This is a genomic window from Jannaschia marina (genome assembly GCF_013404595.1).
In the GTDB taxonomy this organism is placed as follows: Bacteria; Pseudomonadota; Alphaproteobacteria; order Rhodobacterales; family Rhodobacteraceae; genus Jannaschia; species Jannaschia marina.
On record NZ_JABVAX010000014.1, the window covers coordinates 15,044 to 39,852 of the forward strand.

Annotated in this window: 29 protein-coding genes; 19 read left to right on the top strand and 10 right to left on the bottom strand. The window is 67.7% G+C overall.

Annotated features, from left to right (window positions below; all coding sequences use genetic code 11):
• The first annotated feature begins 52 nt into the window (after positions 1–52).
• Positions 53–346 carry a YggT family protein gene (locus tag HSX43_RS16435; RefSeq protein ID WP_179381224.1) on the top strand — a complete coding sequence of 98 codons (294 nt, stop codon included), beginning with the start codon at positions 53–55 and terminating at the stop codon, positions 344–346.
• Here HSX43_RS16435 and HSX43_RS19865 read toward each other — a convergent pair.
• Positions 343–471 (bottom strand): hypothetical protein, encoded by a 129-nt coding sequence (locus HSX43_RS19865; protein ID WP_268884085.1) that lies wholly within the window; start codon positions 469–471, stop codon positions 343–345. The genes HSX43_RS16435 and HSX43_RS19865 overlap by 4 nt on opposite strands.
• 84 nt (positions 472–555) lie before the next feature.
• On the opposite strand from HSX43_RS19865, the gene HSX43_RS16440 reads away from it, so the two are divergent.
• On the top strand, positions 556–1,461 hold the full coding sequence (locus HSX43_RS16440) for an aminotransferase class IV (RefSeq protein WP_179381225.1): 906 nt from the start codon (positions 556–558) through the stop codon (positions 1,459–1,461).
• 21 nt (positions 1,462–1,482) lie between these two features.
• Here the strand turns inward: HSX43_RS16440 and HSX43_RS16445 are convergent, their stop codons facing one another.
• Positions 1,483–3,123 carry a BCCT family transporter gene (locus tag HSX43_RS16445; RefSeq protein ID WP_179381226.1) on the bottom strand — a complete coding sequence of 547 codons (1,641 nt, stop codon included), beginning with the start codon at positions 3,121–3,123 and terminating at the stop codon, positions 1,483–1,485.
• A 215-nt stretch (positions 3,124–3,338) separates the two neighbouring features.
• Between HSX43_RS16445 and HSX43_RS16450 the strand changes: the two genes are divergently transcribed.
• Positions 3,339–4,028 carry a sulfotransferase-like domain-containing protein gene (locus HSX43_RS16450; RefSeq protein WP_179381227.1) on the top strand — a complete coding sequence of 230 codons (690 nt, stop codon included), beginning with the start codon at positions 3,339–3,341 and terminating at the stop codon, positions 4,026–4,028.
• Here HSX43_RS16450 and HSX43_RS16455 read toward each other — a convergent pair.
• On the bottom strand, positions 4,019–5,674 hold the full coding sequence (locus HSX43_RS16455; protein WP_179381228.1) for an ABC transporter ATP-binding protein: 1,656 nt from the start codon (positions 5,672–5,674) through the stop codon (positions 4,019–4,021). The genes HSX43_RS16450 and HSX43_RS16455 overlap by 10 nt on opposite strands.
• Positions 5,675–5,871: 197 nt before the next feature.
• On the opposite strand from HSX43_RS16455, the gene HSX43_RS16460 reads away from it, so the two are divergent.
• From HSX43_RS16460 to HSX43_RS16485, 6 genes are all read left to right on the top strand, one after another.
• Positions 5,872–6,273 (top strand): hypothetical protein, encoded by a 402-nt coding sequence (locus HSX43_RS16460; protein WP_179381229.1) that lies wholly within the window; start codon positions 5,872–5,874, stop codon positions 6,271–6,273.
• On the top strand, positions 6,270–7,430 hold the full coding sequence (locus tag HSX43_RS16465; protein ID WP_179381230.1) for an MFS transporter: 1,161 nt from the start codon (positions 6,270–6,272) through the stop codon (positions 7,428–7,430). The genes HSX43_RS16460 and HSX43_RS16465 overlap by 4 nt, the downstream gene beginning before the upstream one ends.
• Positions 7,431–7,477: 47 nt before the next feature.
• Positions 7,478–8,122, top strand: coding sequence for a Rho termination factor N-terminal domain-containing protein (locus HSX43_RS16470; protein WP_179381231.1), 645 nt, complete (start codon positions 7,478–7,480; stop codon positions 8,120–8,122).
• Complete coding sequence (locus tag HSX43_RS16475) at positions 8,112–8,366, top strand: hypothetical protein (protein ID WP_179381232.1); 255 nt, start codon at positions 8,112–8,114, stop codon at positions 8,364–8,366. Before HSX43_RS16470 ends, HSX43_RS16475 begins: the two co-directional genes overlap by 11 nt.
• 219 nt (positions 8,367–8,585) lie before the next feature.
• Positions 8,586–9,608: an aspartate-semialdehyde dehydrogenase gene (locus tag HSX43_RS16480; RefSeq protein ID WP_179381233.1), complete on the top strand. Its 1,023-nt coding sequence runs from the start codon at positions 8,586–8,588 to the stop codon at positions 9,606–9,608.
• A 75-nt stretch (positions 9,609–9,683) separates the two neighbouring features.
• Positions 9,684–11,306 (top strand): DUF4139 domain-containing protein, encoded by a 1,623-nt coding sequence (locus HSX43_RS16485; protein ID WP_179381234.1) that lies wholly within the window; start codon positions 9,684–9,686, stop codon positions 11,304–11,306.
• A gap of 3 nt (positions 11,307–11,309) precedes the next feature.
• Here HSX43_RS16485 and HSX43_RS16490 read toward each other — a convergent pair whose 3' ends face one another.
• The 4 genes from HSX43_RS16490 to HSX43_RS16505 form a co-directional block, all read right to left on the bottom strand.
• Positions 11,310–12,122, bottom strand: coding sequence for a helix-turn-helix transcriptional regulator (locus HSX43_RS16490; RefSeq protein WP_179381235.1), 813 nt, complete (start codon positions 12,120–12,122; stop codon positions 11,310–11,312).
• Between the two features lie 6 nt (positions 12,123–12,128).
• Complete coding sequence (locus HSX43_RS16495; protein ID WP_179381236.1) at positions 12,129–12,440, bottom strand: P-II family nitrogen regulator; 312 nt, start codon at positions 12,438–12,440, stop codon at positions 12,129–12,131.
• A 4-nt stretch (positions 12,441–12,444) separates the two neighbouring features.
• Positions 12,445–13,419, bottom strand: coding sequence for a sodium-dependent bicarbonate transport family permease (locus HSX43_RS16500; RefSeq protein ID WP_179381237.1), 975 nt, complete (start codon positions 13,417–13,419; stop codon positions 12,445–12,447).
• 73 nt (positions 13,420–13,492) lie between these two features.
• Complete coding sequence (locus tag HSX43_RS16505; RefSeq protein WP_179381238.1) at positions 13,493–14,143, bottom strand: carbonic anhydrase; 651 nt, start codon at positions 14,141–14,143, stop codon at positions 13,493–13,495.
• Positions 14,144–14,308: 165 nt separating this feature from the next.
• On the opposite strand from HSX43_RS16505, the gene HSX43_RS16510 reads away from it, so the two are divergent.
• The 4 genes from HSX43_RS16510 to HSX43_RS20040 all read left to right on the top strand — a co-directional run bounded on the left by HSX43_RS16510 (position 14,309) and on the right by HSX43_RS20040 (position 17,469).
• A complete protein-coding gene (locus HSX43_RS16510; RefSeq protein ID WP_179381239.1) occupies positions 14,309–14,692 on the top strand; it encodes a hypothetical protein in 384 nt (127 codons plus the stop codon).
• Positions 14,693–14,782: 90 nt separating this feature from the next.
• A complete protein-coding gene (locus HSX43_RS16515) occupies positions 14,783–16,168 on the top strand; it encodes a leucyl aminopeptidase family protein (protein WP_179381240.1) in 1,386 nt (461 codons plus the stop codon).
• The gene (locus tag HSX43_RS16520) at positions 16,165–17,019 is read left to right on the top strand and encodes a C40 family peptidase (protein WP_328795461.1); all 855 of its coding nucleotides are present in this window, start codon (positions 16,165–16,167) and stop codon (positions 17,017–17,019) included. The genes HSX43_RS16515 and HSX43_RS16520 overlap by 4 nt, the downstream gene beginning before the upstream one ends.
• A 108-nt stretch (positions 17,020–17,127) precedes the next feature.
• Positions 17,128–17,469, top strand: a complete 342-nt coding sequence (locus HSX43_RS20040; RefSeq protein WP_179381241.1) for a GNAT family N-acetyltransferase — start codon at positions 17,128–17,130, stop codon at positions 17,467–17,469.
• Positions 17,470–17,479: 10 nt separating this feature from the next.
• On the opposite strand, the gene HSX43_RS16530 is transcribed toward HSX43_RS20040, so the two are convergent.
• Together HSX43_RS16530 and HSX43_RS16535 are read right to left on the bottom strand one after the other, a co-directional pair.
• Complete coding sequence (locus HSX43_RS16530; protein WP_179381242.1) at positions 17,480–17,812, bottom strand: DUF2794 domain-containing protein; 333 nt, start codon at positions 17,810–17,812, stop codon at positions 17,480–17,482.
• A gap of 336 nt (positions 17,813–18,148) precedes the next feature.
• On the bottom strand, positions 18,149–19,018 hold the full coding sequence (locus HSX43_RS16535) for a branched-chain amino acid aminotransferase (protein ID WP_179381243.1): 870 nt from the start codon (positions 19,016–19,018) through the stop codon (positions 18,149–18,151).
• Between the two features lie 134 nt (positions 19,019–19,152).
• On the opposite strand from HSX43_RS16535, the gene HSX43_RS16540 reads away from it, so the two are divergent.
• From HSX43_RS16540 to dxs, 6 genes are read left to right on the top strand one after another with little or no spacing between them, the layout of a single operon-like run.
• Positions 19,153–19,647 (top strand): MarR family winged helix-turn-helix transcriptional regulator, encoded by a 495-nt coding sequence (locus tag HSX43_RS16540; protein ID WP_179381244.1) that lies wholly within the window; start codon positions 19,153–19,155, stop codon positions 19,645–19,647.
• Complete coding sequence (locus tag HSX43_RS16545; RefSeq protein WP_179381245.1) at positions 19,644–20,357, top strand: response regulator; 714 nt, start codon at positions 19,644–19,646, stop codon at positions 20,355–20,357. Before HSX43_RS16540 ends, HSX43_RS16545 begins: the two co-directional genes overlap by 4 nt.
• A gap of 60 nt (positions 20,358–20,417) precedes the next feature.
• Entirely contained in the window at positions 20,418–21,344 is a 927-nt protein-coding gene (locus HSX43_RS16550) for a histone deacetylase family protein (RefSeq protein ID WP_179381246.1), read from the top strand.
• A complete protein-coding gene (locus HSX43_RS16555) occupies positions 21,334–21,573 on the top strand; it encodes an exodeoxyribonuclease VII small subunit (RefSeq protein WP_208454644.1) in 240 nt (79 codons plus the stop codon). The genes HSX43_RS16550 and HSX43_RS16555 overlap by 11 nt, the downstream gene beginning before the upstream one ends.
• Positions 21,570–22,439, top strand: coding sequence for a polyprenyl synthetase family protein (locus HSX43_RS16560; protein WP_407929387.1), 870 nt, complete (start codon positions 21,570–21,572; stop codon positions 22,437–22,439). The genes HSX43_RS16555 and HSX43_RS16560 overlap by 4 nt, the downstream gene beginning before the upstream one ends.
• A 9-nt stretch (positions 22,440–22,448) precedes the next feature.
• Positions 22,449–24,365 carry a 1-deoxy-D-xylulose-5-phosphate synthase gene (gene dxs, locus HSX43_RS16565; RefSeq protein ID WP_179381247.1) on the top strand — a complete coding sequence of 639 codons (1,917 nt, stop codon included), beginning with the start codon at positions 22,449–22,451 and terminating at the stop codon, positions 24,363–24,365.
• Between the two features lie 80 nt (positions 24,366–24,445).
• On the opposite strand, the gene HSX43_RS16570 is transcribed toward dxs, so the two are convergent.
• Positions 24,446–24,682 (bottom strand): hypothetical protein, encoded by a 237-nt coding sequence (locus HSX43_RS16570; RefSeq protein ID WP_179381248.1) that lies wholly within the window; start codon positions 24,680–24,682, stop codon positions 24,446–24,448.
• Positions 24,683–24,809 lie beyond the last annotated feature (127 nt).

Genomic DNA, 24,809 nt, shown 5'->3' on the forward strand with positions numbered 1-24,809 from the left:
GTGACGTGCCCCGCGCCTAGATCAGGGCGACAGATCCGAAGGAAGGCCCGACATGATCCTTATCATCGACATCCTGCAACTGCTGCTGAGCGTCGCCTGGTTCTTCGCGATCGCGCACATCATCATGTCGTGGCTCATCAATTTCGGGGTCCTGAACCTGCACCAGCCGATCGTCGCGCAGCTCTGGGACGGTCTGAACCGCATCCTCGAACCGGCCTATGCCCCCATCCGCCGGGTTCTGCCGAACACCGGCGCGCTCGACCTCGCGCCGCTCGTGTTCTTCCTCGGGATCATCATCGCGCGGATGATCCTCGCCAGTTGGCAGCGATCGCTGCTCCTGGGTTAAAGCACCGCCGCGATCCGGCAGAACAGGCAGTTTGCCTGCTCGACGTGGTCGACATGCTGCAAAGCCACGCCGCCGAGGATCGCAAGCGCCAGAAGGATCGCGCGGGTTTCGGTTCTCACTGCCATGGGACACCTCCATCACGGGGTTCGATCTTGCGCCCGCAAGCGGGGCGCTTGCAAATCACGTGATGGTGACGGCACGGTCGCGCCATGGACGATCGGATCAGCACCCATGACGCCGAGGAGGATGCCCGCAACGCGGACATCCGCATCTGGGTCGACGGAACCCTCAGACACCGGAACGACGCGGTCGTTTCGGTCTACGACAGCGGCTTCATGCTGGGCGACGGCGTGTGGGAGGGGTTGCGCCTCTACGACGGTCGGTGGGCGTTCCTCGACGAACACATCGCGCGGCTCTTCGAAGCGGCGAAGGCCATCGACCTCGACATAGGGTGCAGGCCCGATCAGGTGATCGCCGCGATCGAGGAGACGCGCGCGGCGAACGCCATGACGACCGATGCCCATGCGCGCCTGATGGTGACGCGGGGCGTCAAGCGCCTGCCGTTCCAGCATCCGCGCCTGTCGACCCGAGGGCCCACGATGGTCATCATCATGGAGCACTCGACGCCCCGGATCCCCCGGCCCGTGACGCTCGCCACCGTGCCGCATCTGCGCGGCCTGCCGATGACGCAGGATCCGAAGCTCAACTCCCATTCGAAGCTCAACTGCATCCTCGCCTGCATCGCCGCCGAGAAGGCCGGCGCGGACGAGGCGTTGATGCTCGACGTCCATGGCTTCGTGAACACGACCAACGCCTGCAACTTCTTCATCGTCCGCAAGGGCGAGGTTTGGACCTCGACCGGCGACTACTGCATGAACGGGATCACCCGACAGACGGTGATCGACCTCTGCCGTGCGAACGACATCCCGGTTTTCGAGCGCAACTTCTCGCTTGTGGATGCATATGGCGCGGACGAGGCCTTCCTGACCGGTACCTTCGGCGCACAGACGCCCGTGGGAGCGATCGACGGCCGGGTGATCGGCGACGGCGCGCTCGGGCCGGTCACCGCGCGGCTGCGCGACCTCTACAAGGCGAGGGTCGCGGGCGGGGCCTGAAACGGTTCGCCGCCCGTCGGGTCAGAGCGTCTCGCGTTCGCTGGCCAGGCCGCGGAAGATGCACCAGCACATGGCCAGCAGGACGAGGGTGAACAGAAGGCCCGTCGAGATCACCATCGACTGCAATGCGGCCAGACCGCCCCCGACCAGCAGCGCGATGGCGACCGCGCCCTCGAACACGCACCAGAAGATGCGCTGCGGCACGGGCGCGTCGATCTTGCCGCCGGCCGTGATCGTGTCGATCACGAGCGAGCCCGAGTCGGACGAGGTGACGAAGAAGACGATGACGAGCACGATCCCGATGAAGGAGGTGATGCCGGCGAGCGGCAGTTGCTCCAGCATCTTGAAGAGCTGCAACGGCAGATCGGCCTCCTGCGCGGCGGTATAGCCGTCGGCCAGCACCTGGTTGATCGCCGCCCCGCCGAAGATCGCCATCCAGGCCACGCAGGCGAACGACGGGATGATGAGCACGCAGGTCACAAACTCGCGTACCGTCCGGCCGCGGCTGACGCGGGCGATGAACATGCCGACGAAGGGCGACCAGCTGATCCACCAGGCCCAGTAGAAGGCCGTCCAGCCTTGGCTGAAGTTGACGTCTGCACGCCCGAACGGATTGGAGAGCGCGGGCAGGAAGGTGAAATAGGCCAGCAGGCTGTCCCAGAAGAACGTCAGCAGGAAGACCGTGGGCCCGACGATGAGCACGAAGAGCGCGAGAAGCGCGGCGAGGCCGAGGTTGATCTCGGAGAGGATCTTCACGCCACCGTCGAGACCGCGCACCACCGATATGAGCGCGACAGAGGTGATGAGCGTGATGAGAACCACCTCGGAGGTGGTGCCCGTGGGCAAGCCGAAGAGCGCGTTGAGGCCGGCGTTCGCCTGCGTCGCGCCGAAACCGAGGGAGGTGGCGAGGCCGAACAGCGTGGCGAAGACGGCGATCACGTCGATGACATGGCCGGGCCAGCCCCAGACCCGCTCTCCGAGGAGCGGATAGAAGGCCGATCGGATCGTCAGCGGCAGCCCCTTGTTGTAGGTGAAGAGCGCGAGGGCCAGCGCCACGGTCGCGTAGATGGCCCAGGGGTGCATCCCCCAGTGGAAGATCGTCGCCGCCATGCCGAGCCGGATCGACCCCGCTTCGTCGCAGGTCGCCGCGCCGAGCGGGGCCCAGTCGGTCCGCAGATCGCCCTCCGTCGCCGTCTCGCCGAAGGCAGCCGAGAAATGGGTCAGCGGCTCCGAGACGCCGTAGAACATGAGGCCGATGCCCATACCCGCGGCAAAGAGCATCGCGAACCAGGCCGGGTAGCGGTAGTCGGGCGTCGCATTCGTTCCGCCGAGCCGGATCGAACCGTAGGGCGTGACGATGAGCAGCAGCGCGAAGATCACCACGAGGTCCGCCGCGCCGAGGAGGAACCAGTCGAAATTCTTGGTGGTGAAGTCGAACATGGCGCTGAAGATCGCCTCGGCCTGTGTCGGCAGGGCCAGCGTGAAGAACACGAAGGCCACGACCGCGAGACCGGAGATCGCGAAGACGGGGTTGTGGACGTCGAGCCCGAACGGCCCGACCGATTTCTGCACGTTGTCCTGGCCGATTTCGTAGTCTGTCTCGATCAGGTCACTGGTCCCCTCGGGTGCGGGAATACCCGTCCCGGCTGTCGCATCGGTCATGTCTGTCTCCGTTCCTTGCGGTCCGTCCGCGCCCGATTGATCCGAAAGAGGGCTGGCCCGGCCCTGTGTTATTGACCTAGCGTCATGCACCGGAGATCAACCTCCGCGCTTGCATGGCTCGACTGCAGGGGCAGGGCACGCCCCCTTGACCGCGCGCGCGCCGCATCGGACGAGGGGCGTGCGGGTCTCTCCCGCGTGCCATGCGGGAGGTGCCCATGAAGATCGTCGCCTGGTCCGGGCCGCGGAACCTCTCCACTGCCATGATGTATGCCTTCGGCAACCGCGCCGACGTCGAGGTGATGGACGAGCCTTTCTATGCCGCCTACCTCGCACGCACCGGCCTCGATCATCCGATGCGAGACGCGATCTTGGCGAGCCAGCCGACCGACCCCGCCGACGTCGCCCGGCGTTGTGCCGCACCGCCGATGCGACACGGCTACCAGAAGCACATGGCGCACCACATGGTCGACGGCATGCCGCTCGACTGGGCCGAGGGGGCGGTGCATCTGCATCTGATCCGCCATCCGGCGCGGGTGATCGCGAGCTACGGTGCCAAGCGGGACGAGATCACCGAAGCCGACATCGCTTTCGCCGCGCAGGCCACGCTCTACGATCGGTTCGGCGGCCTCGTGGTCGACACCGCCGACCTGCGGCAGGATCCGGCCGCGATGCTCAGGCGGATCTGCGCCGAGATCGGCCTGCCGTTCGATGCGGCGATGCTCGAATGGCCCGCGGGTGGGCACCCGGCCGATGGCGTCTGGGCCGCGCATTGGTACGGGGCGGTCCACCGCTCGACCGGGTTCGCCGGGCCCGAGGGGCCAATGCCCCCGGTCACGCGCGGCGACCTGCTGCGGGCGGCGCTGACCTTCTACGAGGCGATGAGGGCGCGGGCGCTTCAGGTCTGATCGGCCCCGAACTGCATCCCGTGCAGCTGCGTGTAGAGACCCGCCCGGTCCAGAAGCTCGGCGTGAGTGCCGCGCTCGGCGACCCGGCCCTTGTCGAGCACGAGGATCTCGTCCGCCTCCCGGATGGTCGAGAGACGGTGGGCGATCACGAGGGTCGTGCGCTGCTGCGACAGGCGGTTCAATGCGTTCTGCACCAGACGCTCGGATTTGGTGTCGAGCGCCGAGGTCGCCTCGTCGAGGAGCAGGATCGGCGTGTCGCGCAGAAGCGCGCGCGCGATGGCGACCCTCTGCCGCTGCCCGCCCGAGAGGTTGGAACCGCGCGGCCCGGCCGGGCTTTCGAGGCCCTGCGGCAGGTCGGTCAGGAAGTCGGAGACATGGGCCGCGTCGAGCGCCGAGCGGAGCGCCTCCTCCGATATGTCGGTACGCCCGAGGAGGAGGTTTTCGCGCAGGCTCTCGTCGAAGAGGAGCGTATCCTGCGACACGACCGAGAAGAGCCCCCGCAGCTCCGCGAGCCGGTAGTCGCCGAGCGCCTGTCCGCCGATCGTGACCCGGCCCGCCTCCGGGTCGACCATGCGGGTCAGCACGTTGAACACCGTCGACTTCCCCGCCCCCGACAGACCGACGAGCGCCGTCGTCGTGCCCTCGGGCACGGTGAAGTCGACACCGCGAAGCACCGGATTGTCGCCATAGGCGAGGTGGACGTCGTCGAAGACGATCTCGGTGGAGGCCGGCCGCGCCGCGGCGGGCGTCACCGGATCGACGATGGTGGGCACCGTATCGCGCAGCGCATAGATCCGGTCGAGCGAGGCATTCATCGTCTGCCACGCCCCCGACATGTTGGCGAGGCGACGAAGCGGTTGAAAGGCGAGCGACATGGCGGTGAAGAAGGCCATGAATTCGCCCACCGTCTTCTCGCCCGCGATGATCTGCGGCCCGCCATAGAGCAGCACGGCGAAGAAGCCGAAGCCGATGGCGAAATCGACGAGCGCCGGCACCGTGGCCTGACCCGCCTGCGTGCGGATCGTGGCGCGCACCATATCTTCGGTCGCGCTGCGGAAGCGGGCCTGCTGATAGGTTTCCATCGCATTGAGCTTGATCGGCGTGATCCCATGGAAGATCTCGTCGAGCCGCGTCGTGCGCCGCCCGGCGATCTCCCGCAGGCGGAACGCCTTCTTGCGGATGTAGCGCTGCACCACGAGGCTCGGCAGCACCAGAAGGGGCGCGCCGACGATGGCCACCGCCGTCCAGACCGGATCGACCGAGAGTGCCACGACCATCAGCGAGATCAGCCCCACGGCATCGCGCCCGACCCCGGTGATGAGCTGGACCCACATGGTCTGGATGGCCTGCACGTCGCCCTGCACCCGCTCGATGAGCTGACCCGGGGAGTTGCGGCTGAAGTAGGCGCTGTCGAGCCGCAGGACGTGTTCGAGCAGATCCTGCTGAAGCCGGGACGAGGCCGTGAAGGCGACCCGGGCCATGACCACGCGTTGCGCCACACCCGCGGCCCCGCGCAGCACGAAGAGCGACAGGATGGCGAGACCGACCCAGCCGACGGCATCGGCACGTCCCTCGACGAAGACGAGGTCGAACATCGGCTCCAGCATCCACGCCAGCACGCCGACCGTGCCGCCCTCGACGCTCATCAGGAGGGCCCCGAGCGCGATCCACCAGAGGTGCCGGCGCAGGTAGCCGCGCCACAGGCGGGCGAAGGGATGGGCCGGCTTGGACAGGAAAGGACCTCATGCGGTTTTGCGCGGACTTAGCGCAGGCGGGGGCTAGGCGGCAAGCGCGGGGAGTGGCAGGAACGGCGGACGACCGCGCGGCGCGGCCGGGAGGAGACATGGATTTCGGCTACCCCGATGACAGCTTCCACACCCTCACGGGTGGCGAGCAGATCGGCCTCCTGATCGTGACGCTGCTTTTGTCCGCCGCCGGGATCGCGCTCGTCGTCGGGATCGCCCGGCGCGGCCGGCGTATCGGCCTGCCCGCGGCGCTTCTGCTCTTCTGGGCGTTCGTCTGGCTCTCTCCGCAGGTCTATTACCTCTACTATCAGGCCATCTTCGACGGGCTGCCGTGGCAGATCGTGGTCAAGCATCCGCCCGGCCCGGTCGACGTCGTCCGATTGCTGACGTTCCGCGCCGAACCGACGCTCTCGGACCACGGCAAGGGTCTTCTGGGGTGGGCCCTCATCGGAACGGCGCTCTGGCGCGGGCGGCGCGCGCGCTCCGAGGTGGCACCGTGAAGACCGGCATCGCGATCCTGACGCTGGCCTATGTGCTCAGCCAGTTCTACCGCGCCTTTCTCGCCGTCCTCGCCCCCGATCTGACCGCCGACCTCGGCGTCGATCCGGCCACGCTCAGCCGCGCCTCGGGCATCTGGTTCCTGACCTTCGCGGCGATGCAGCTGCCGGTGGGCTGGGCGCTCGACCGGGTCGGTCCGCGCCGGACGGCCGCGTTGCTCCTCGGGGTCTGCGGTGGAGGCGGAGCCGCGCTCTTCGCCATCGCCACCGAGGGCTGGCACATCGACCTCGCCATGGGGCTTATCGGTGCCGGTTGCGCGCCCGTGCTGATGGCAAGCTACTTCATCTTCGCCCGCGTCTTCTCTGCCCGCGTCTTCGCCACGCTGGCCGGCGTCCTCGTCGGGGTCGGCTCGCTCGGCAACATCGCGGCCAGCGTGCCGCTCGGCTGGGCGGCGGACCTCCTCGGGTGGCGCGGCGCGATGCAGGCACTGGCCATGCTGACGGCGGCAACGGCCCTCGGCTGTTGGGCTTTCGTCCGCGACCCCGAGGCGGTGGAGGGCGGAGAGCGCGGCTCGCTCCTCGACGTGCTGCGTATCCGGGCGATCTGGTTCATCCTGCCGATGCTCCTCGTGAACTACGCGCCGGCCGCGGGACTGCGCGGTCTCTGGGTCGGCCCCTACATCGCCGAGATCTACGACGTCGCGTTCGTCGGGACGGTCACGCTCGTCATGGCGGCGGCGATGATCGCGGGCAACTTCGTCTATGCGCCCGCCGACCGCATCTTCGGCACCCGCAAGTGGGTGGTTCTGACCGGCAACCTTCTCGGCGCGGCGATGCTCGCGATCCTTTGGTGGCAGCCGGTGCCCGGCCTCTGGGCCAGCGCGGCGCTGCTGGCGGCGATCGGGGCACTCGGGTCGAGCTATGCGCTCTGCGTGGCGCACGGGCGCGCCTTCTTCCCCGCCCACCTGACCGGCCGGGGCGTCACCCTGCTCAACCTCTTCTCCATCGGCGGCGTCGGCATCGCGCAGTTCGCCACGGGCCCGGTCTTCCGCGCCGCGGGCGAAGGGCTCGCCGGGTTCCAGACCCTCTTCGGCGTCTTCGCCGTCGTGCTGGCCCTCGGTTGCGTCATCTACCTCTTCGCGCCCGACAGCACCGACTGAACCGAATCGGGCCGGACGCGGTTCTCCCGGCATAGGAGGCCCCCGAGATGAGTGACGCGAAGAAGACCGATCCCGACCTCTGGGAAGAGGTGAAGGACGAGATGATGCAGTCCGACAAGGGCGGCGAGCCCGGCCAGTGGTCGGCGCGCAAGGCCCAGATGGCGGTGCAGGAATACAAGAAGCGCGGCGGCGGCTATGCCGACGACGGCCCCGATCAGGACGAAACCGACCTCCACGAGTGGACCGAGGAGGACTGGGGCACGAAGTCGGGCGGCGAGAGCGCCGAGACGGGTGAACGCTACCTGCCGAAGAAGGTCCGGATGCTCCTGACCGAAGACGAATACGCGCGCTCCACCCAGAAGAAGAAGGACGGAACGGCCCAGTTCGTCGACCAGCCGGACGACGTGAAGGAGAAAGTCGCCCGCATCAAGGAGGACGGCCCCACCAAGGAGATGCTGATGGAGCGCGCCCGAGACCTCCACATCGAGGGCCGCAGCGACATGGACAAGGACGCGCTCCTCGACGCGATCGAGGCCGCGACCGACGAGAACGGGCGCGGCAAGGGCTCCAAGGTCGCGCTCGAGCAGAAGACCAAGGACGAGTTGATGGACATGGCACAGGACCGCGACATCGAGGGTCGGTCGGACATGGACAAGGCCGAGCTGGTCGAGGCGCTGTCCGATGGCGGTTGACCTGGAAGAGCTGACGGTCGGCGCGCTGAAGGATCTCGGACGCGTCCAGAAGGTCAAGGGCCACAACGATATGACGCGCGACGACCTCCTCGACGCGCTCGATGGACCGGTCGAGGATGCCCTGGCCCGCTGGCTTGGCAAACCACGGGCGGAGATCTACGAGGCAGCGGGCGAGGCGGGCATCGAAGACCGCAAGGACAAGCAGAAGTGGGAGCTGCTGGAGGCGCTGGCACAAAGGGGATGACCAGCCGCGATCGCTGCTGCTGCTCTGGCGGAAATGACCCGCGTGGCCGTCGACCGTCCCGGAGCGATGCGACGACAGAAGCCGCGACACGCGACTGGGCCGGCGTCGCTAAAGACGCGGCTCTGCGGTCACCCTTCGCGGGCCTGTGACCACCGGCGCTTGCCCCCGCGGTGTTTCGGGTATAGCCCGCCCCCGCTCCCCAACCCTTCGGAGGATATGATGGGCTACAAGGTCGTCGTCTGCGGCGCCACGGGGAACGTGGGCCGCGAAATGCTGAACATCCTGGCCGAACGCCAGTTTCCCGTCGATGAGATCACCGCGCTTGCGTCGCGGCGGTCGCTCGGGACGGAAGTGAGCTTCGGGGACGAGACACTGAAGACGAAGGATCTCGAGACGTTCGACTTCACCGGCTGGGACATCGCCTTCTTCGCCATCGGATCGGACGCCACGAAGAAGTACGCGCCCGTCGCCGCCAAGGCCGGCTGCGTCGTGATCGACAACTCCTCGCTCTACCGCTACGACCCGGATGTGCCGCTTGTCGTGCCGGAGGTGAACCCGGAGGCCGTCGACGGCTACGCCAAGAAGAACATCATCGCGAACCCGAACTGCTCGACCGCGCAGATGGTCGTGGCGCTCAAGCCGCTCCATGACCGCGCGCGCATCAAGCGCGTCGTCGTCTCGACCTATCAGTCGGTGTCGGGCACGGGAAAGGACGCGATCGACGAGCTCTGGGACCAGACCAAGGGCATGTACGTGCCGGGTCAGGAGAAGGAACCGCAGGTCTACACCAAGCAGATCGCCTTCAATGTCATCCCCCACATCGACGTCTTCATGGAGGACGGCTCCACAAAGGAAGAGTGGAAGATGGTCGCGGAGACGAAGAAGATCGTCGATCCGTCGATCAAGGTCACGGCCACCTGCGTGCGCGTGCCGGTCTTCGTCGGCCACTCCGAGGCGATCAACATCGAGTTCGAGGAGTTCCTCGACGAGGATGAGGCACTCGATATCCTGCGCCAGGCCCCGGGCATCCTGGTCGTCGACAAGCGCGAGGACGGCGGCTACGTCACGCCGATCGAATGCGTGGGCGACTTCGCCACCTTCATCAGCCGCATCCGGCAGGACTCGACCATCGAGAACGGCCTGAACCTCTGGTGCGTCTCCGACAACCTGCGCAAGGGCGCGGCGCTCAACGCGGTCCAGATCGCCGAGACGCTGGGCGAGCGGGTGCTTAAGAAACACTGACGCAATTACAAGGGCTGACACCGTCGGCCCGCCGCGCGACACTGGCCCCCGATTACATTTTTCGGGGGCCTTTTCATGCGCCAAATTCTTCTCTCCACAACACTTCTTTTCATGCCGGCCGCCGGTTTTGCCGCGGATTTCAATCTGCCCGCCCCGGTAACCGAGGCCGAGATCTATCTGCAGGGCGCGACCCTTCTTCGCAGCGGCACTGTCGATTTGCCGGCAGGCACGCATCGGCTGCTGGTGCCCTATTCTGGCGGACACGGACTGCCGGATATCGCCCTGTCGAACGGAACCCTCGGCGCGGTCGAGATCCTGCCCGAGGCAATCGCCGACGGCCGCACCTTCCTGACGCCCGCACAGCAGACCGCGCATGAGGCGCTGCTCGCTGCCGAGGAAGCGGCGCATGAGGCCGAGGACGCGCGACTGCGCGCCGCGGCGGCGATGAAGTCGGCCGAGGATCAACTCTCCTTCCTGCGGTCGCTCGGCGGCGAGTCGTTGTCGGAGCTCGACGCCAAGGCGATGGAGGCGACGCTCGACCTGCTTGCCACCCGGGTCGCACCGGCCGAAGTGGCACGCACCGACGCACGCGCGGAACTGCGCACCGCCGAGCGCGCGGTGGAGGAGGCCGAGCGCGACCTCGCCCAGGCCCGGATCGACCTGCGGGCGACAGGTGCGAACCTCGGGCCGCTGTCGCTTCTGGCGGTCGGCGTGACGATGGCAGAGGCCGGGTCGGTCACGCTCGAGATCGAGAGCTTTTCGGATCAGGCGGGCTGGGCCACGAAGTACGACGTGAGCCTCGGGGCGGACGATGTCGTCACGCTCGATCGCAAGGTGGACGTCTGGCAGCGCACCGACCTGCCGCTCACCGACGTGGCGGTGACGCTTTCGACCGCCGATCCCTTCGCGCAGACCGCGCCGAACCCCGTCTTCCCGGATCAGGCGCGCTTGCGGCAGGAAGAACCGGAACGGGCCCGTGAGGAGGCGGACCTCGGCGCGGCGTCCGAAAGCGTCTTTCGCGCCCCGCCGCGGCCCGCGGCCATGGCGGAGCCGGTTGTGGCGCAGGCCAATTTCGACGGCCCGGTCGTTACCTACGACTACCCCGAGCCCGTTACGCTCCCCGCGGGCGGCAGCGTGACGCTGGCGCTCGATACGCAGACGCTCGACGCGCGGGTCTTCAACCGTGCGAACCCGAGGGTCGATCAGACGGCCTTCCTGATGGCGGAGCTGACCAATTCGACCGGCGAGCCCCTCTTGCCCGGCGCGGCGACGCTCTACCGGGAGGGCGCGCGCATCGGCGAGTCGCGCCTGCCGCTGATGCCTGCGGGGGACGAGGTGGAGCTGGCCTTCGGCCCGCAGGAGCATCTGCGGCTGGAATTCATCCGCCGGCTCAACTCGACCGGGGACCGGGGCCTTTTCTTTACCTCCGGCACGCGGCAACAGGATCTGCTGTTCCGGGTCCGCAATCTGTCGACCGAGCCGGAAGTGGTCGAGACGCGCTTCGCCCTGCCTTACTCAGAAGAGGAGGACCTGGAGGTCGCGATCACGACGACGCCCGAGCCCGACGCGCGCAACGTCGAGGATCGGCGCGGCGTGGCGCAGTGGGATCTGGAGGTCGCCGCCGGGGCGGAAGTCGAGGTGGAGATCGGCGTCACCCTCGAATGGCCCGAGGGCGAGCGGCTCGAATGGCAGCCCTGAACCTCAGGACGAGCCGGGCACGCTCAACTGATTGAGGAGCGCGACGCGGGCGATGGCATGGGCCGTCGTCTCGACGCCCAGCCGCGTCCGCGCCTCGCGCAGCTGCTTCTCGATCGCGCCGACCGACCGGTCGAGGAGCAGCGCGACGTCCTGAACGGTCTTGCCGTCGGCGATCCAGTTCAGGATCGCCCGCTGCCGGTCGGTCAGCGAGACGTGGGGCAACACGAGCGGCAGCTGCACCATCCGGGCGTGCGCCGCCCCGGCGAGTGCTTCGATGGCCGTGCCGTGCCGCGCCCAGATGACATCGACGTCCGCCTGGTCGAAATCGGCGCGCGCCGTGAGGCCCATCGCGCCCTTGCCCGTCTCGGCCGTCCGCGGGAAGCCCAGCGTATAGCCCGCATGGAAGCCGAGTTCGGCCAGGAGCGCGTTCAGCGCCGGCCCCTCCTCGACCATGTCGTAGGAACGCAGGAGGTCGGGCTGCCGGGACCAGCTGATCGCGCCCACGTTCTCGCTCGCCCAGCGCCGCATGGGCGAGCGGTCGAGAAGCGCACCGCGATAGACGGTGGCGACCCGCGGGTTCGGATGGCTCGTCAGCGTGAACCGGAGCGATCGGCTCGCCTGAGCCGGATCGCGGAGCGCGGGCGCATAGCTGTAGTTGATACGGTCGAAGCCGAAGCGGGCCATCGTCTCGCGCAGGAGCGCCCAGACGTCCTCGACACAGGCGGCGAAAAGGATGTTCCGCAGGATCGGCAGAACCTGCGGCGGGTCGATCCGCTCGAGCGCGGGCATGTACTGGTCAAAACTCGTGTCGGGCATAGGGGGTCAGAACCGCTCGGCGCGCAGAACTTCGCAGTCCGTCACCGAGACGACACCGATATGCGGCTCGACCACGGCGAAGGCCGCCTCGAGGAGCGTGTCGAGGCGGTCGGGACGCACGATGCAGACGACCGAGACCATACCCGTGGCGCGCCCGACCTGTCCGGCGCGGCTCCAGTGGCCCGATCGCCCCGACCCGCCCTTGACCGGCAGCACGGTGAACCCCGTCACATCCGCGCCCAGCAGAGCAGACGTGAGGCGCTTCTCCATGACCTCTTCGATGATGATCTCGACGCGCTTGGCGGGGTGGGTCTGCATGTCGTCAGCCTCCGGTGAGGAACCGGGCCACGGCGAGATAGATCGCGAGGCCGAGGGTCAGGTTGAACGGAAACGTCACCCCGAGCGAAAGCGTGAGGTAGACGGAGGGGTTCGCTTCGGGCAGGGCCACGCGCATGGCGGCCGGTACGGCGATATAGCTGGCCGAGGCCCCGAGCACCATGAAGAGCATCGTACTGCCGGTGCCGAGCCCGAGGATCAGGCCCGCCGCCGCGCCGCTGGCCGCGCCGACGAGTGGCATCACTACACCGAACGTCAGCAGGCCGGGCCGCAACACGCCGCGCGCATTGCGCAGCCCCCGGCCGGCGACGAGGCCCATGTCCAGCAGGAAGAGACAGAGCACGCCCTGGAACGGCGAGACGATGAAGCTCTCGATCCGCGCGAGGCCCTCGGACCCGGTGACCCAGCCGATGACGAAGCTGCCGATCAGCAGGACGATCGAACCGTTCAACAGGATCTCGCGCATCAACTCGCCATCCATCTGTCGCCCGCCGCCGGAGCGCGCCACGAGCCAGAGCGCCGAGAGGATCGCCGGGGCCTCCATCGCGGCGGCGACGGCGACCATCCAGCCATCGTAGGAAAGGCCCGCGCTTTCGAGGACGGAGGTGCCGGCCACGAAGGTCACGATCGAGATCGAGCCGTAGTGCGCGGCGACCGCGGCCGCGTCGAGCGCCGAAAGCCGCGTCATAACGCGCAGGAGCGCATAGGCTGCGAAGGGCAAGGCGAAGGAGAGAACGACGGCCCCGAGAAGCGCACCGAGGAGCGTGCCGGAAAGCCCCGCCTCGTCGACGGCGACACCGCCCTTGAAGCCGATCGCGAAGAGCAGGTAGATCGACATCCCCTTCGCCACCGCCTCGGGGATCGAGAGATCGGATCGCGCCAGGGCAGCGAAGAGCCCGAGCGCGAAGGACAGGATGATCGGCGAGGTCAGGTTGCCCACGGCCAGCGCGAAAAGGTCCATCGTCTTGAACTCCAACTAGATTGAACAAGCGCTCGATGCCGCCTGAATTGCCCCAAGGGCAAGGGTCCTCGGCCTAGATCGGCTGAAAACTGTCGGTCTGGGCATCGTGGTATTCGAGCGTGCCCTCGACGATGTCGTTCCAGAGCGCGTGCAGAACCAGATCGCCCGCCTCCACGGCAGACTTTACGAAGGGAAACGTCATCAGGTTGTCGATCGAGGTCAGCACCGCACGTTTTTCCAGCGCCTGCCGCCGCTCGGCATCGTCGGGGATATCGCGCACTTCCTCCCAACCCGGACGCAGCAGGTCCATCCAGCGGCCGACGAAACTGTCCTTCGCCTCGAGTTCCGGCGCATGGCCCGAGCACATCGCGTCGCACCCCTGCACGCCGCCGCACTGCGAATGTCCGAGGACGATGATCTGCGAGACCTTGAGCGCGGTGACGGCATATTCGACGGCCGCCGAGGTGCCGTGCATCTGCCCGTCGGGCTCGTAGGGCGGCACGAGGTTCGCGATGTTGCGATGAATGAAGAACTCGCCCTGCTCCGCACCGAAGATCGACGTCACGTGCACTCGGCTGTCGCAGCAGCTGATGACCATGGCGCGCGGCCGCTGCCCGTCGGTGGCGAGCTTGCGATACCAGGCCGCGTTCTCGGAGAAGGTCGTGGCCTTCCAACCGTGATAGCGTTGCACGAGAGACCCCGGAAGCGGTCGAGTTTGGCGCATGTGCTTCGTCCTGCAGCGTCGTTTCCGGGGCTTCTAACCGCAGGGGCTCGTACAATTCGAGCGATTTCTACGTTTGATCGCCGAAGGCTTGCCCGAGTTTCGCCCCGTTCCGCCAGCAGACCGGACGTCAGACGCCGTGGGGGCTTCTGACCGAGGATCGAACCGATGAACGACACCATCGTCAAGTTGAAACCCGTCGAAGACGTGACCTTCGACCATGCCACTCTGGCCGCGCTCTGCACCGACGAAGGTCTGCGGGCCGAAGCGACGATCACCGAGGCGCTCGACCGGATCGAGGGGCTCGTGCAACTCGTCGGGGCGCAGGAGGATCACCGCCAGGGCCTCATCCGCAGCTGCACCGATCTTCAGGCGGTTGCCGGCAAGATCGGGATGATGACGATCCGCGACACCGCCGCGGCCGTCGTCGACTGCACCCGGCGCGGCGACGGGGCCGCGGTCGCGGCCTGCGTCGCCCGGCTCAAGCGTCTCGGCACGCCGGGCAGCACCGGAGGGTGGCATATGGACAACGCGCCCCAGCCCGTCGCCTGACCTGCCGGGCAAAACCCGTCGCGGACCTTGCGGCGGGGGGTGCCTTCGCTATCGTGTCCTCTGCCGAGCCGTTGCGCGCCCCGAGGACCTATGACACCCAAGTTCGCCGCCCCCGACACGCGGGCCATCCCCCTCCGGATCGTCCCCCGGCAAGGCTTCGACGGCTGGCTCGCCGCGCAGGACGAGCCCGTCCGAGACTGGGTCGCGGCCAGCGATTTCACCGGAACCGCCGGGCAGGTTCTGCGCCTGCCGGCCCCCGACATGGCGGTCGCCAGGGTGCTTGCCGGCTGGGGCGGCGCTAAGGAGCGCGCGCGCGTCCGATTTCAGACGGCGCGCATCGCGACGCAGTTGAAGTCCGGCACTTACGCGCTCGAGGGCGATCTGTCCGCGAACGAGATGGAGGAAGCCGCGCTCGGCTGGCTTCTCGCAGGCTATGGTTTCACGCGCTACGCAGGCGAAGAGCGAGAGCCCGCGCGCCTCAAGGTGCCGAAGGGCGTCGACGCCACGCGGCTGGAGGCGATCGCCGCCGGCGAGTTCCTGACCCGCGACCTTATCAACACGCCCGCGTCCGACATGGGTCCCGCCGAGCTCGAGGCGGCGGTGCGTGATCTCGCCACGCGGCACGACGCCCGTCTGCACGTCACCGAGGGCGACGAGTTGCTGGCCTCGAACTTCCCGATGATCCACGCGGTCGGCCGGGCCTCGACACGCGCGCCGCGGCTCATCGACCTGAGCTGGGGCACCGAGGGGCCGCAGGTCACGCTCGTCGGCAAGGGGGTCTGCTTCGATACCGGTGGGCTCAACCTGAAGCCCGGAGCCTCCATGGGCCTGATGAAGAAGGACATGGGCGGGGCCGCGACGGTGCTGGGCCTTGCGCATATGATCATGGCGACGAGTACGCCCCTGCGCCTGCGCGTTCTGATCCCCGCGGTAGAGAACGCGGTCTCGGGCAATGCCTTCCGCCCCGGCGACATCCTCACGGCACGCAACGGGCTGACGGTCGAGATCAACAACACCGACGCCGAGGGCCGCCTTGTGCTGGCCGATGCGCTGGCCCTCGCCGACGAGACGCCGCCCGACCTGATGATCTGCATGGCCACGCTGACGGGGGCGGCGCGGGTCGCCGTGGGCCCCGACCTCGCGCCGTTCTACACCGACGACGACGCGCTCGCGATGGCACTTGCGCAGGCGGGCAAGCGCGTGCGCGACCCGCTCTGGCGGATGCCGTTCCACCGCCCCTACGACGCGATGATCGAACCGGGCATCGCCGATCTCGACAATGCGCCCTCGGGCGGCTTCGCCGGCTCGATCACGGCCGCGCTCTTCCTAGACCGCTTCGTGCGCGAGACACCGCGCTTCGCCCATTTCGACATCTACGGCTGGACGCCCTCGGCCGCGCCGGGCCGGCCCAAGGGCGGCGTCGGCATGGGCGCGCGGGCGATCTTCGACGCGCTGCCAAGGGTGCTCGACCTGTGAGCGCCTACGATCCCCGGATGACGCCCGCGAACGGCCACGCCGCCGCGCACGAGCTGCGCGGGATCGTCGAGGCCACGCGCTACGTCAAGGGGACGGTGCGCACGGTGCAGCAACCGCTCGTCAACCTCTCGGACAGCCCGCGCGGCGAGCGCGCGAGCCAGCTTCTCTTCGGCGAGGCCTTTCGCGTGATCGACGAGCGCGACGGCTTCGCCTTCGGTCAGTCCCTCCGCGACGGCTATTGCGGCTATGTCATCGCCGGGGCCCTCACCCGGCAGGAAGCCGCGACCCACTGGGTCGCAGCACCGGCCACGCATCTGTACCCGAAGGCGCGACTGAAGGCCCCGCCGGAAGTCGCGATCTTCTTCGGCAGCCACGTGCGCGTGACGTCCGACCTCGGCGACTTCAAGAAGATCTCCACCGGCCACTTCATCCCGACCGGGCACCTGCAACCGCTACGCGCACGCTTCTCCGACCCGGTCGGCGTCGCGGACATGTTCCTCGGCACGCCCTATCTCTGGGGCGGCTCCTCGCGGTGGGGCATCGACTGCTCGGGGCTCGTGCAGGCCGCACTGGTGGCCTGCGGCACCGACTGCCCCCGCGACAGCGATCAGCAACGCGGCGTCGGGCGGGAACTGCATCCGGACGAGCCCGCGCAGCGCGGCGACCTCGTCTTCTGGCAGGGCCATGTCGGCCTCATGTCCGACGCGGAGACGCTCCTGCACGCCAACGCGCATCACATGGCCGTCGCCTACGAGCCGCTTGGGCAGGCCGCGGCGCGGATCGCGTCGGGAGCGAACGGCGCGGGAACCGGCGAGATCGCGATGCGGCGGCGGGTCGAAGGGCACCATTAGTTACCATGCACCTTCGGACGGGATAGATGCACATCTTCCATCTCGAAGACCGGCCGGAGTTCGCAGGCACGATAGCTCACCGATGCTGGACTGCGTGCTGTCCGTGCGATGGCGGTACCTAATTGCCTGCCATCTGCATTCGTTGCCTGTGATGGCCCGGAGTATCTCGGTTCGGCACTTCTGATCGAGGACGACCTTCCACTACGTCCCGCGCTCACTCCCTGGATCGCGGCACTATGGGTCGAGCCTGACTTCAGGCGGCGAGGTATCGCATTTCGGTTGATCCGATCGGCCGTCAGCGCGGCGGCGCAGATAGGCTACACGGACTGTTATCTAAACGCCACGGACGAGAACTCACCGTATTATGAACAGAGAGGCTTTGATCGGATCGAAAGCGCTGTCGGGGACGTAAACGTTTTCCGGATCTCGACAGGCGACCATTGCGCCTGAAAGCCTTGCCTCACTCCACCGCCCGGATCAACTTGCGCTCCAACACCCGCAGCACCGTCTTCAGATCATGCCCGCGCCGCAGTATCCGGCCATCCATGCCGATCACGCAATACTGCCCCTGCTTCGCCGCCATCTTCGGGCGCTTTTCGATCCGGTACATCGGTTGCTCGGCCGTGCGCCGGAATACCGAAAAGATCGCCACGTCGCGCAGCGAGGAAATGCCGTAGTCGCGCCATTCGCCGGCGGCGACGAAGCGGCCATAGAGCGACAGGATGACCTGCAATTCGGTGCGGTGGAAATGAACCGCGTCCTGTGCGGGCCGGATCGGGGTCGGCGCATTCATACCGGAAACGTGGCCCCGGCAGCCCCACAAGGCAAGCCCCCCGGGGATCGCGCGCCCGTAATCGGCGGTATTCATGGTTAACAAAGGTTTACCACGCCTTCATCCGGCCACGAAATCACCCGATCAAGACCGCGCGCCTTCCCTCGGATCGCCCTCAGGGCCCGTCATACCGTTTCGTGTAGGAGCGAATAGCTCACCCCCGGGGCGGCGGATCATAGCCCCCACCCAGTCGCCGCTTCGGGGGCCTACACTTTCGGCGCAGTACGCTGCGCCATCGCGACATGAAGACGGCCCCGTTCGCGTGAACGGGGCCGTTTCGCGTCGCCCCCGGTCACCTCAGCTGCGGACGAGCTTCTCGTAAGCATCGGAGATGTCGCGCGTCATCGCGCCGACCTCGAAATTGTAGTCCCCGATCTGCCCGACGGGCGTGACCTCGGCCGCTGTGCCCGTCAGCCAGCATTGCTCGAAGCCTTCCAGTTCCTCGGGCATGATGTGGCGTTCGTGGACCTTGATCTGACGGTCCTTGAGCATCCCCATGACCGTCTGCCGCGTGATCCCGTTGAGGAAGCAATCGGGATCGGGCGTGTGGACCTCACCGTCCTTGACGAAGAAGATGTTCGCCCCCGTCGCCTCGGCCACGTAGCCGCGATAGTCGAACATCATGGCGTCCGAGCAGCCCTTCGCCTCGGCGGCGTGCTTCGACATCGTGCAGATCATGTAGAGTCCGGCGGCCTTGGCCGTGTGCGGCGCCGTTTCGGGCGAGGGGCGCTTCCACTTGGCGATGTCGAGCTTCGCGCCGCGCGTCTTGGCGTCGCCGTAGTAGTTGCCCCAGGGCCAGACCGCGACGGCCATGCGCACCGGGTTGCGCGCGGAGCTGACGCCCATGTCCTCCCCGGCGCCCCGCCAGGCAAGAACGCGAACATACGCATCCTCGAGCCCGTTGGCGCGCATCGTCTCGTATTTGGCGGCCTCGATCTCGTCGACCGTCCAAGGGATCTCCATGTCGAGGGCCCGGCCGCTGGCCAGAAGGCGCTCGGAGTGCTTGCGGCTCTCGAAGATCTTGCCGGAGTAGGCGCGCTCGCCCTCGAAGACGGAACTCGCGTAGTGCATCGCGTGGGTCAGGAGGTGGACATTCGCGTCCTTCCAGTCGACCAGCGTGCCGTCCATCCAGATTTTGCCCTCAAGCTCGGCATAAGACCCAGCCATGACGATCTCCTTCCCATATATTTCCAATTTATGCCCGAAACGGACATAATATTGCGCAAAAGCTGACGGTGGGTAACAATCGACTCTTGGAATGTCAACAAGGCTGACGTAATTTCACGGCAAGGAGGAACCGCATGGCCCAGGGACATAGCGACAATCTGCTGTTTCTGACCGACGAGCAACTGCGCCGGGCGATCGAAGCCATGTTCTTCGCCTATCGCGGCTTCACCGCCGACCCGGACCGCATCCTGTCGGACCTGAATTACGGCCGCGCGCACCACCGCGCGATCCACTTCATCAATCGCACGCCGGGCACGACGGTCAACAACCTTCTGGCGATCCTCGGCGTCACCAAGCAATCGCTCAACCGCGTCCTGCGGACGCTGATCGAGGACGGCCTCGTCGACAGCCGCGTGGGCACGCGCGACCGGCGGGAGCGGCATCTCTTCCTGACGGATGCGGGGGCTGCGCTCGAGCAACGGCTGTCGGACGCGCAGCGCGCGCGGATGCGCGCCGCCTTCCGCGAGGCGGGCCCGGCCTCCGTCGCTGGATTTCGGGAAGTTCTTGAACATATGATGGACCCGGAATTGCGCCGCCACTTCGCGGCGGTCAAGGAAGGCGACAGATGACCGACGATGCCACGCCCGGCCATCAGGCCCATGTCCTGCTGGTCGACGACGACGAACGCATCCGGGGCCTTCTGCAGAAGTTCCTCGTGCGCAACGGCTACCTGACGACGGCGGCGCGCGATGCCGAGCACGCGCGTCGCCTGTTGGCCGGACTCGACTTCGACATGGCCATCCTCGACGTGATGATGCCGGGCGACAACGGCTACGTCCTCTGCGCCGAAATCCGCGAGAGCCGGGAGATGCCCATCCTGATGCTGACGGCGAAGGGCGAGACCTCTGACCGGATCACCGGCCTCGAATCGGGGGCCGACGACTATCTCGCGAAGCCCTTCGAGCCCAAGGAATTGCTCCTGCGGCTAAAGGCGATCCTGCGACGCGCGCCGCAGAACGCCGGAAACGCGATGCCCAAGACGCTGAACCTCGGACCCGCGCGCTACGATCTCGACCGGGGCGAGCTCTATCGTGGCGAAGACCCGATCCGCCTGACGGCGACGGAGACGACGCTGATGCGCGTGCTGGCGGCCACCCCGCACGAGCCGGTGAGCCGTGCAGATCTGGTCGAGAAGCTGGGCCGTGATGGCGACACCGCCGGCGAACGCGCGGTCGACGTGCAGATCACGCGCCTCCGCCGCAAGCTCGAGACCGACCCGAAACAGCCGCGCTACCTGCAGACGGTGCGCGGCGCAGGCTACATGCTGGCCCCCGATTGACACGGGCGGAGGGGCACGGCCCCTTGCGCGCCCCGGCGTATTTCCGGCCAGAGGACGACCATGACGCTCTTTATCACCCACCCGGACGCGGACCTGCACGAGACCCCGCCGGGCCACCCCGAACAGGTCGCGCGCCTGCCTGCGATCCGCGCGGCGCTGGACGATATGGACCTTCGGCGGGAGGAGGCACCGGACGGAACGGATGCGCAGATCCTGCGCTGCCATCCGCAGGCCTATCTCGACGCGATCACCGCCGCCTCGCCCACCGAAGGCTGGGCGCAGCTCGACGCGGATACCTATATGTCGCCGGGCAGCCTGCACGCCGCGCGCCTGGCCGTCGGCGCGGCCTGTCGGGCGGTCGATGCCGTGCTCGACGAGGAGGCCGGCAATGCCTTCGTCGCCATGCGCCCGCCGGGCCACCACGCGGAGACGGCGAAGCCCATGGGCTTCTGCCTTTTCGGAACGGTCGCCATCGCCGCGAAACACACACTCGAAGTGCACGGGCTGAGCCGCGTCGCCGTGGTCGATTTCGATGTCCACCACGGTAACGGGACGCAGGATCTGCTCTGGGAGGAAGCCCGCGCGCTCTTCGTGACCTCGCACCAGTCGCCGCTCTGGCCCGGGACAGGGGAACGGTCGGAGCGCGGAGCCCATGACAACGTTATCAACGTGCCCCTGCCGCCCGGATCCGACGGCCGCACGTTCCGCGCCAAGATCGCGCCCGCGCTGGAGCGGCTCGACGCCTTCGCGCCCGAACTCGTGCTCGTCTCCGCCGGCTTCGACGCCCACCGCGCCGATCCCCTCGCGCAGCTCGAGTGGGTGGAGGAAGACTTCGCCTGGATCACCGAGCGGCTTTGCGACCTGGCCGACGCCCACGCAGGCGGGCGGCTGGTCTCCTGTCTCGAAGGGGGCTATGACCTCGAAGCGCTCGCGGCCTCGGCCGCGGCCCATGTGGACGTTCTGCGGAGGCGGGAAAATGGCGGATGAGATCGAGAGCCTGAGCTTCGAGGAGGCGCTTGCGCAGCTGGAAGAGGTGGTCACGCAGCTCGACTCCGGCGACGTGCCGCTCGAGCGGTCGATCGAACTCTATGCGCGCGGGGCGAAACTGAAGGAGCACTGCGACGCCAAGCTCAAGGCCGCCGAGGAGAAGGTGGCCCAGATCACCCTCGACGCGAAGGGCGAACCGACGGGCGCGAAACCGGTCGAGGGCATGTGAACTTCCAGACGGCCCTGCGCGCCGCGCAGAACGAGATCGCGGACGCGCTTCACGACCTGCTCGCCCCCTTCGACGGCCCCGTCGCCGATGCCATGCGCTACGCCACGGCGGGGGGCAAGCGCCTGCGCGGGTTCCTCGTGCTCGAGACCGCCGGGCTCTTCGATGTGCCGCGCGTCCAGGCCCTTCGGGCAGCAGCGGCGATCGAGGCGGTTCACGCCTATTCGCTGATCCACGACGACCTGCCCTGTATGGACGACGACGATCTGCGACGCGGCCAGCCGACGGTGCACCGCAAGTGGGACGAGGCGACCGCCGTTCTGGCCGGGGATGCGCTGCAGACGGCCGCCTTCGAGTGGCTGTCCGGACCGCTGACGCATCCGGATCCGGCGATTCGTGCAGAACTCGTGCTGACGCTTGCGCGCGATGCGGGGGCTGCGGGGATGGTGCGCGGTCAGGCGCTCGACATCGCGGCCGAAACGGCGGCGGAGCCGCTCGACCTGGCGCAGATTACCGAACTGCAGCGCCTGAAGACGGGTCGTCTTCTGGAATGGCCCTGCCGCGCCGGAGCCCTTCTGGGGCAGGCCGATGCGGCGCCCCTGCTGCAATATGCGGCCGACATCGGGCTCGCGTTCCAGATCGCGGACGACCTGCTTGATGTGGAGGGCGACGCGGCCACAGTCGGCAAGGCCGTGGGCAAGGACGCGCAGGCCGGAAAGGCCACTTTTGTCTCGCTCATGGGCGCAGATGCGGCCCGTGCGCGGGCCGAAGCCCTTGTTCAATCTGCACAGGAAGCCCTTTTGCCCTTCGGGGACCGCGCTGCTACCCTTGCTGCCGTCGCCCGCTATGTGGTGACCCGCGACAAGTAGAGGCCCCCGATGTCCGATGCTCCCAAGACCCCCCTGCTCGACCGGATCGCGGGGCCAGCCGATCTGCGCCCCCTGAGCGACAGGAAATTGCGGCAGGTCGCCGATGAGCTGCGCTCGGAGACGATCCACGCGGTATCGCAGACAGGTGGGCATCTCGGTGCCGGCCTCGGCGTGGTCGAACTGACCGTCGCGCTCCATGCCGTCTTCGACACGCCGCGCGACAAGCTGATCTGGGACGTCTCGCACCAGTGCTATCCGCACAAGATTCTGACGGGGCGGCGCGGGCGCATGAATACCCTGCGGCAGAAGGACGGACTCTCCGGCTTCACGAAACGCGCGGAGAGCGACTACGACCCCTTCGGAGCCGCCCATTCCTCGACCTCCATCTCCGCCGCACTCGGCTTCGCCATGGGACGGGAACTCGGCGCGCCGGGCAACGGCGACGCGATCGCGGTGATCGGCGACGGGGCGCTGACCGGGGGCATGGCCTTCGAGGCGCTGAACCACGCGGGGCACCTGGGCAAGCGTCTGATCGTCATCCTCAACGACAACGAGATGTCGATCGCGCCTCCCGTCGGGGCGCTCTCGGGCTATCTCTCGCGGCTCTATGCGGGCAATCCGTTCCATGACCTGAAGGCTGCGGCGAAAGGGGCCGTCGGTTTCCTGCCGCCCCCGTTTCAGGAAGGCGCGCGGCGGGCGAAGGAGATGCTCAAGGGCATGACCGTCGGCGGCACGCTCTTCGAGGAACTGGGTTTCAGCTATGTCGGCCCGATCGACGGGCACGACATGGAGACGCTGCTTGGCGTTCTGCGCGCGGTGAAGACCCGGGCGACCGGGCCGATCCTGATCCATGCGATCACCAAGAAGGGCAAGGGCTTCCGCCCGGCCGAAACGGCCCGCGACGGCGGACATGCGACCGCGAAGTTCAACGTCTCGACCGGAGCCCAGTCGAAGGCCCCCTCGAATGCGCCGAGCTACACCAAGGTCTTCGCCGAGAGCCTCATTCAGGAAGCGGCGGACGACGATCGCATCTGTGCCGTCACGGCCGCGATGCCGGACGGCACCGGCCTCAACCTCTTCGCCGAGCGCTATCCGGCGCGGTGCTTCGACGTCGGCATCGCCGAGCAGCACGGCGTGACGTTCTGCGGGGGGCTCGCCGCCTCCGGTATGAAGCCCTTCTGTGCGATCTACTCGACATTCCTGCAGCGCGGCTACGACCAGATCGTCCATGACGTCGCCCTGCAGCGCCTGCCGGTCCGCTTCGCCATCGACCGCGCGGGGCTCGTGGGCGCGGACGGGCCGACACACGCCGGATCCTTCGACATCGCCTATCTGTCGAACCTTCCGGGGATGACCGTCATGGCCGCTGCCGACGAGGCGGAGCTGCGCCATATGGTGGCGACGGCGGCTGCGCATGACGCGGGACCGATCGCCTTCCGCTTTCCGCGGGGAGAGGGCGTCGGCGCGGAGATGCCGGAGCGCGGCATCCCGCTCGAAATCGGCAAGGGCCGTCTGATCCATGCGGGGTCCGGCGTCGCGATCCTGTCGTTCGGGGCCCGGTTGGCCGAGGTCGAGGCCGCGCGGGAGCGGCTCATCACGCGCGGGATCACGCCGACGGTGGCCGACGCGCGCTTTGCCAAGCCGCTGGATCGCGATCTGATCCTGCGCCTCGCCGCCGATCACGATGCGCTTCTGACGATCGAGGAAGGGGCCGTCGGCGGCTTCGGCAGCCACGTCGCGCAGCTTCTGGCCGAGGAGGGCGTCTTCGACACCGGGCTGAAGTTCCGCTCCATGGTTCTGCCCGATACCTTCATCGACCAGGCCGGGCCGGCCCAGATGTACGCCGACGCGGGCCTCGCCGCCATCGATATCGAGGCGAAGGTGCTGTCGGTTCTGGGGATCGAGGTGCTCGAACGCCGCGCCTGACGCGCCTGACGACTGCGCAAAGGATAAAGGGCAGGCCGATCGACCTGCCCTCTTCAAATCTCTCCGCTCGGCATATCGCCTTATTCGGCGACCGGCTCCAGCGTGGTCGAGGAGGACGAGCTGTCGTCCGCGACGACGGCGAAAAGGACGCCGGCGACGACCACGACGGTGCCCGCGGTCAGGGCGGTGCCACCGGCGAGAATACCGGCCGACTGGGACGCCTTGTCCGTCTCGAGGCGCACGGCCTCGTCGGCGGTCGCGGCAATCGGCGCGGCGGCCACGAGCGTGGCGGCGGTCAATGCAAAGAATTTAGTCATAGCAACACTCCAGGTTTCGACTCGCCCCACAGGTATTGTACTCACCATAGACGTTCAAGGAATGCTTTTTTGCCAACCCTGAAAGAGCGGTTTATTGACGACGGCTATGCATCATTGTCACGGTTTT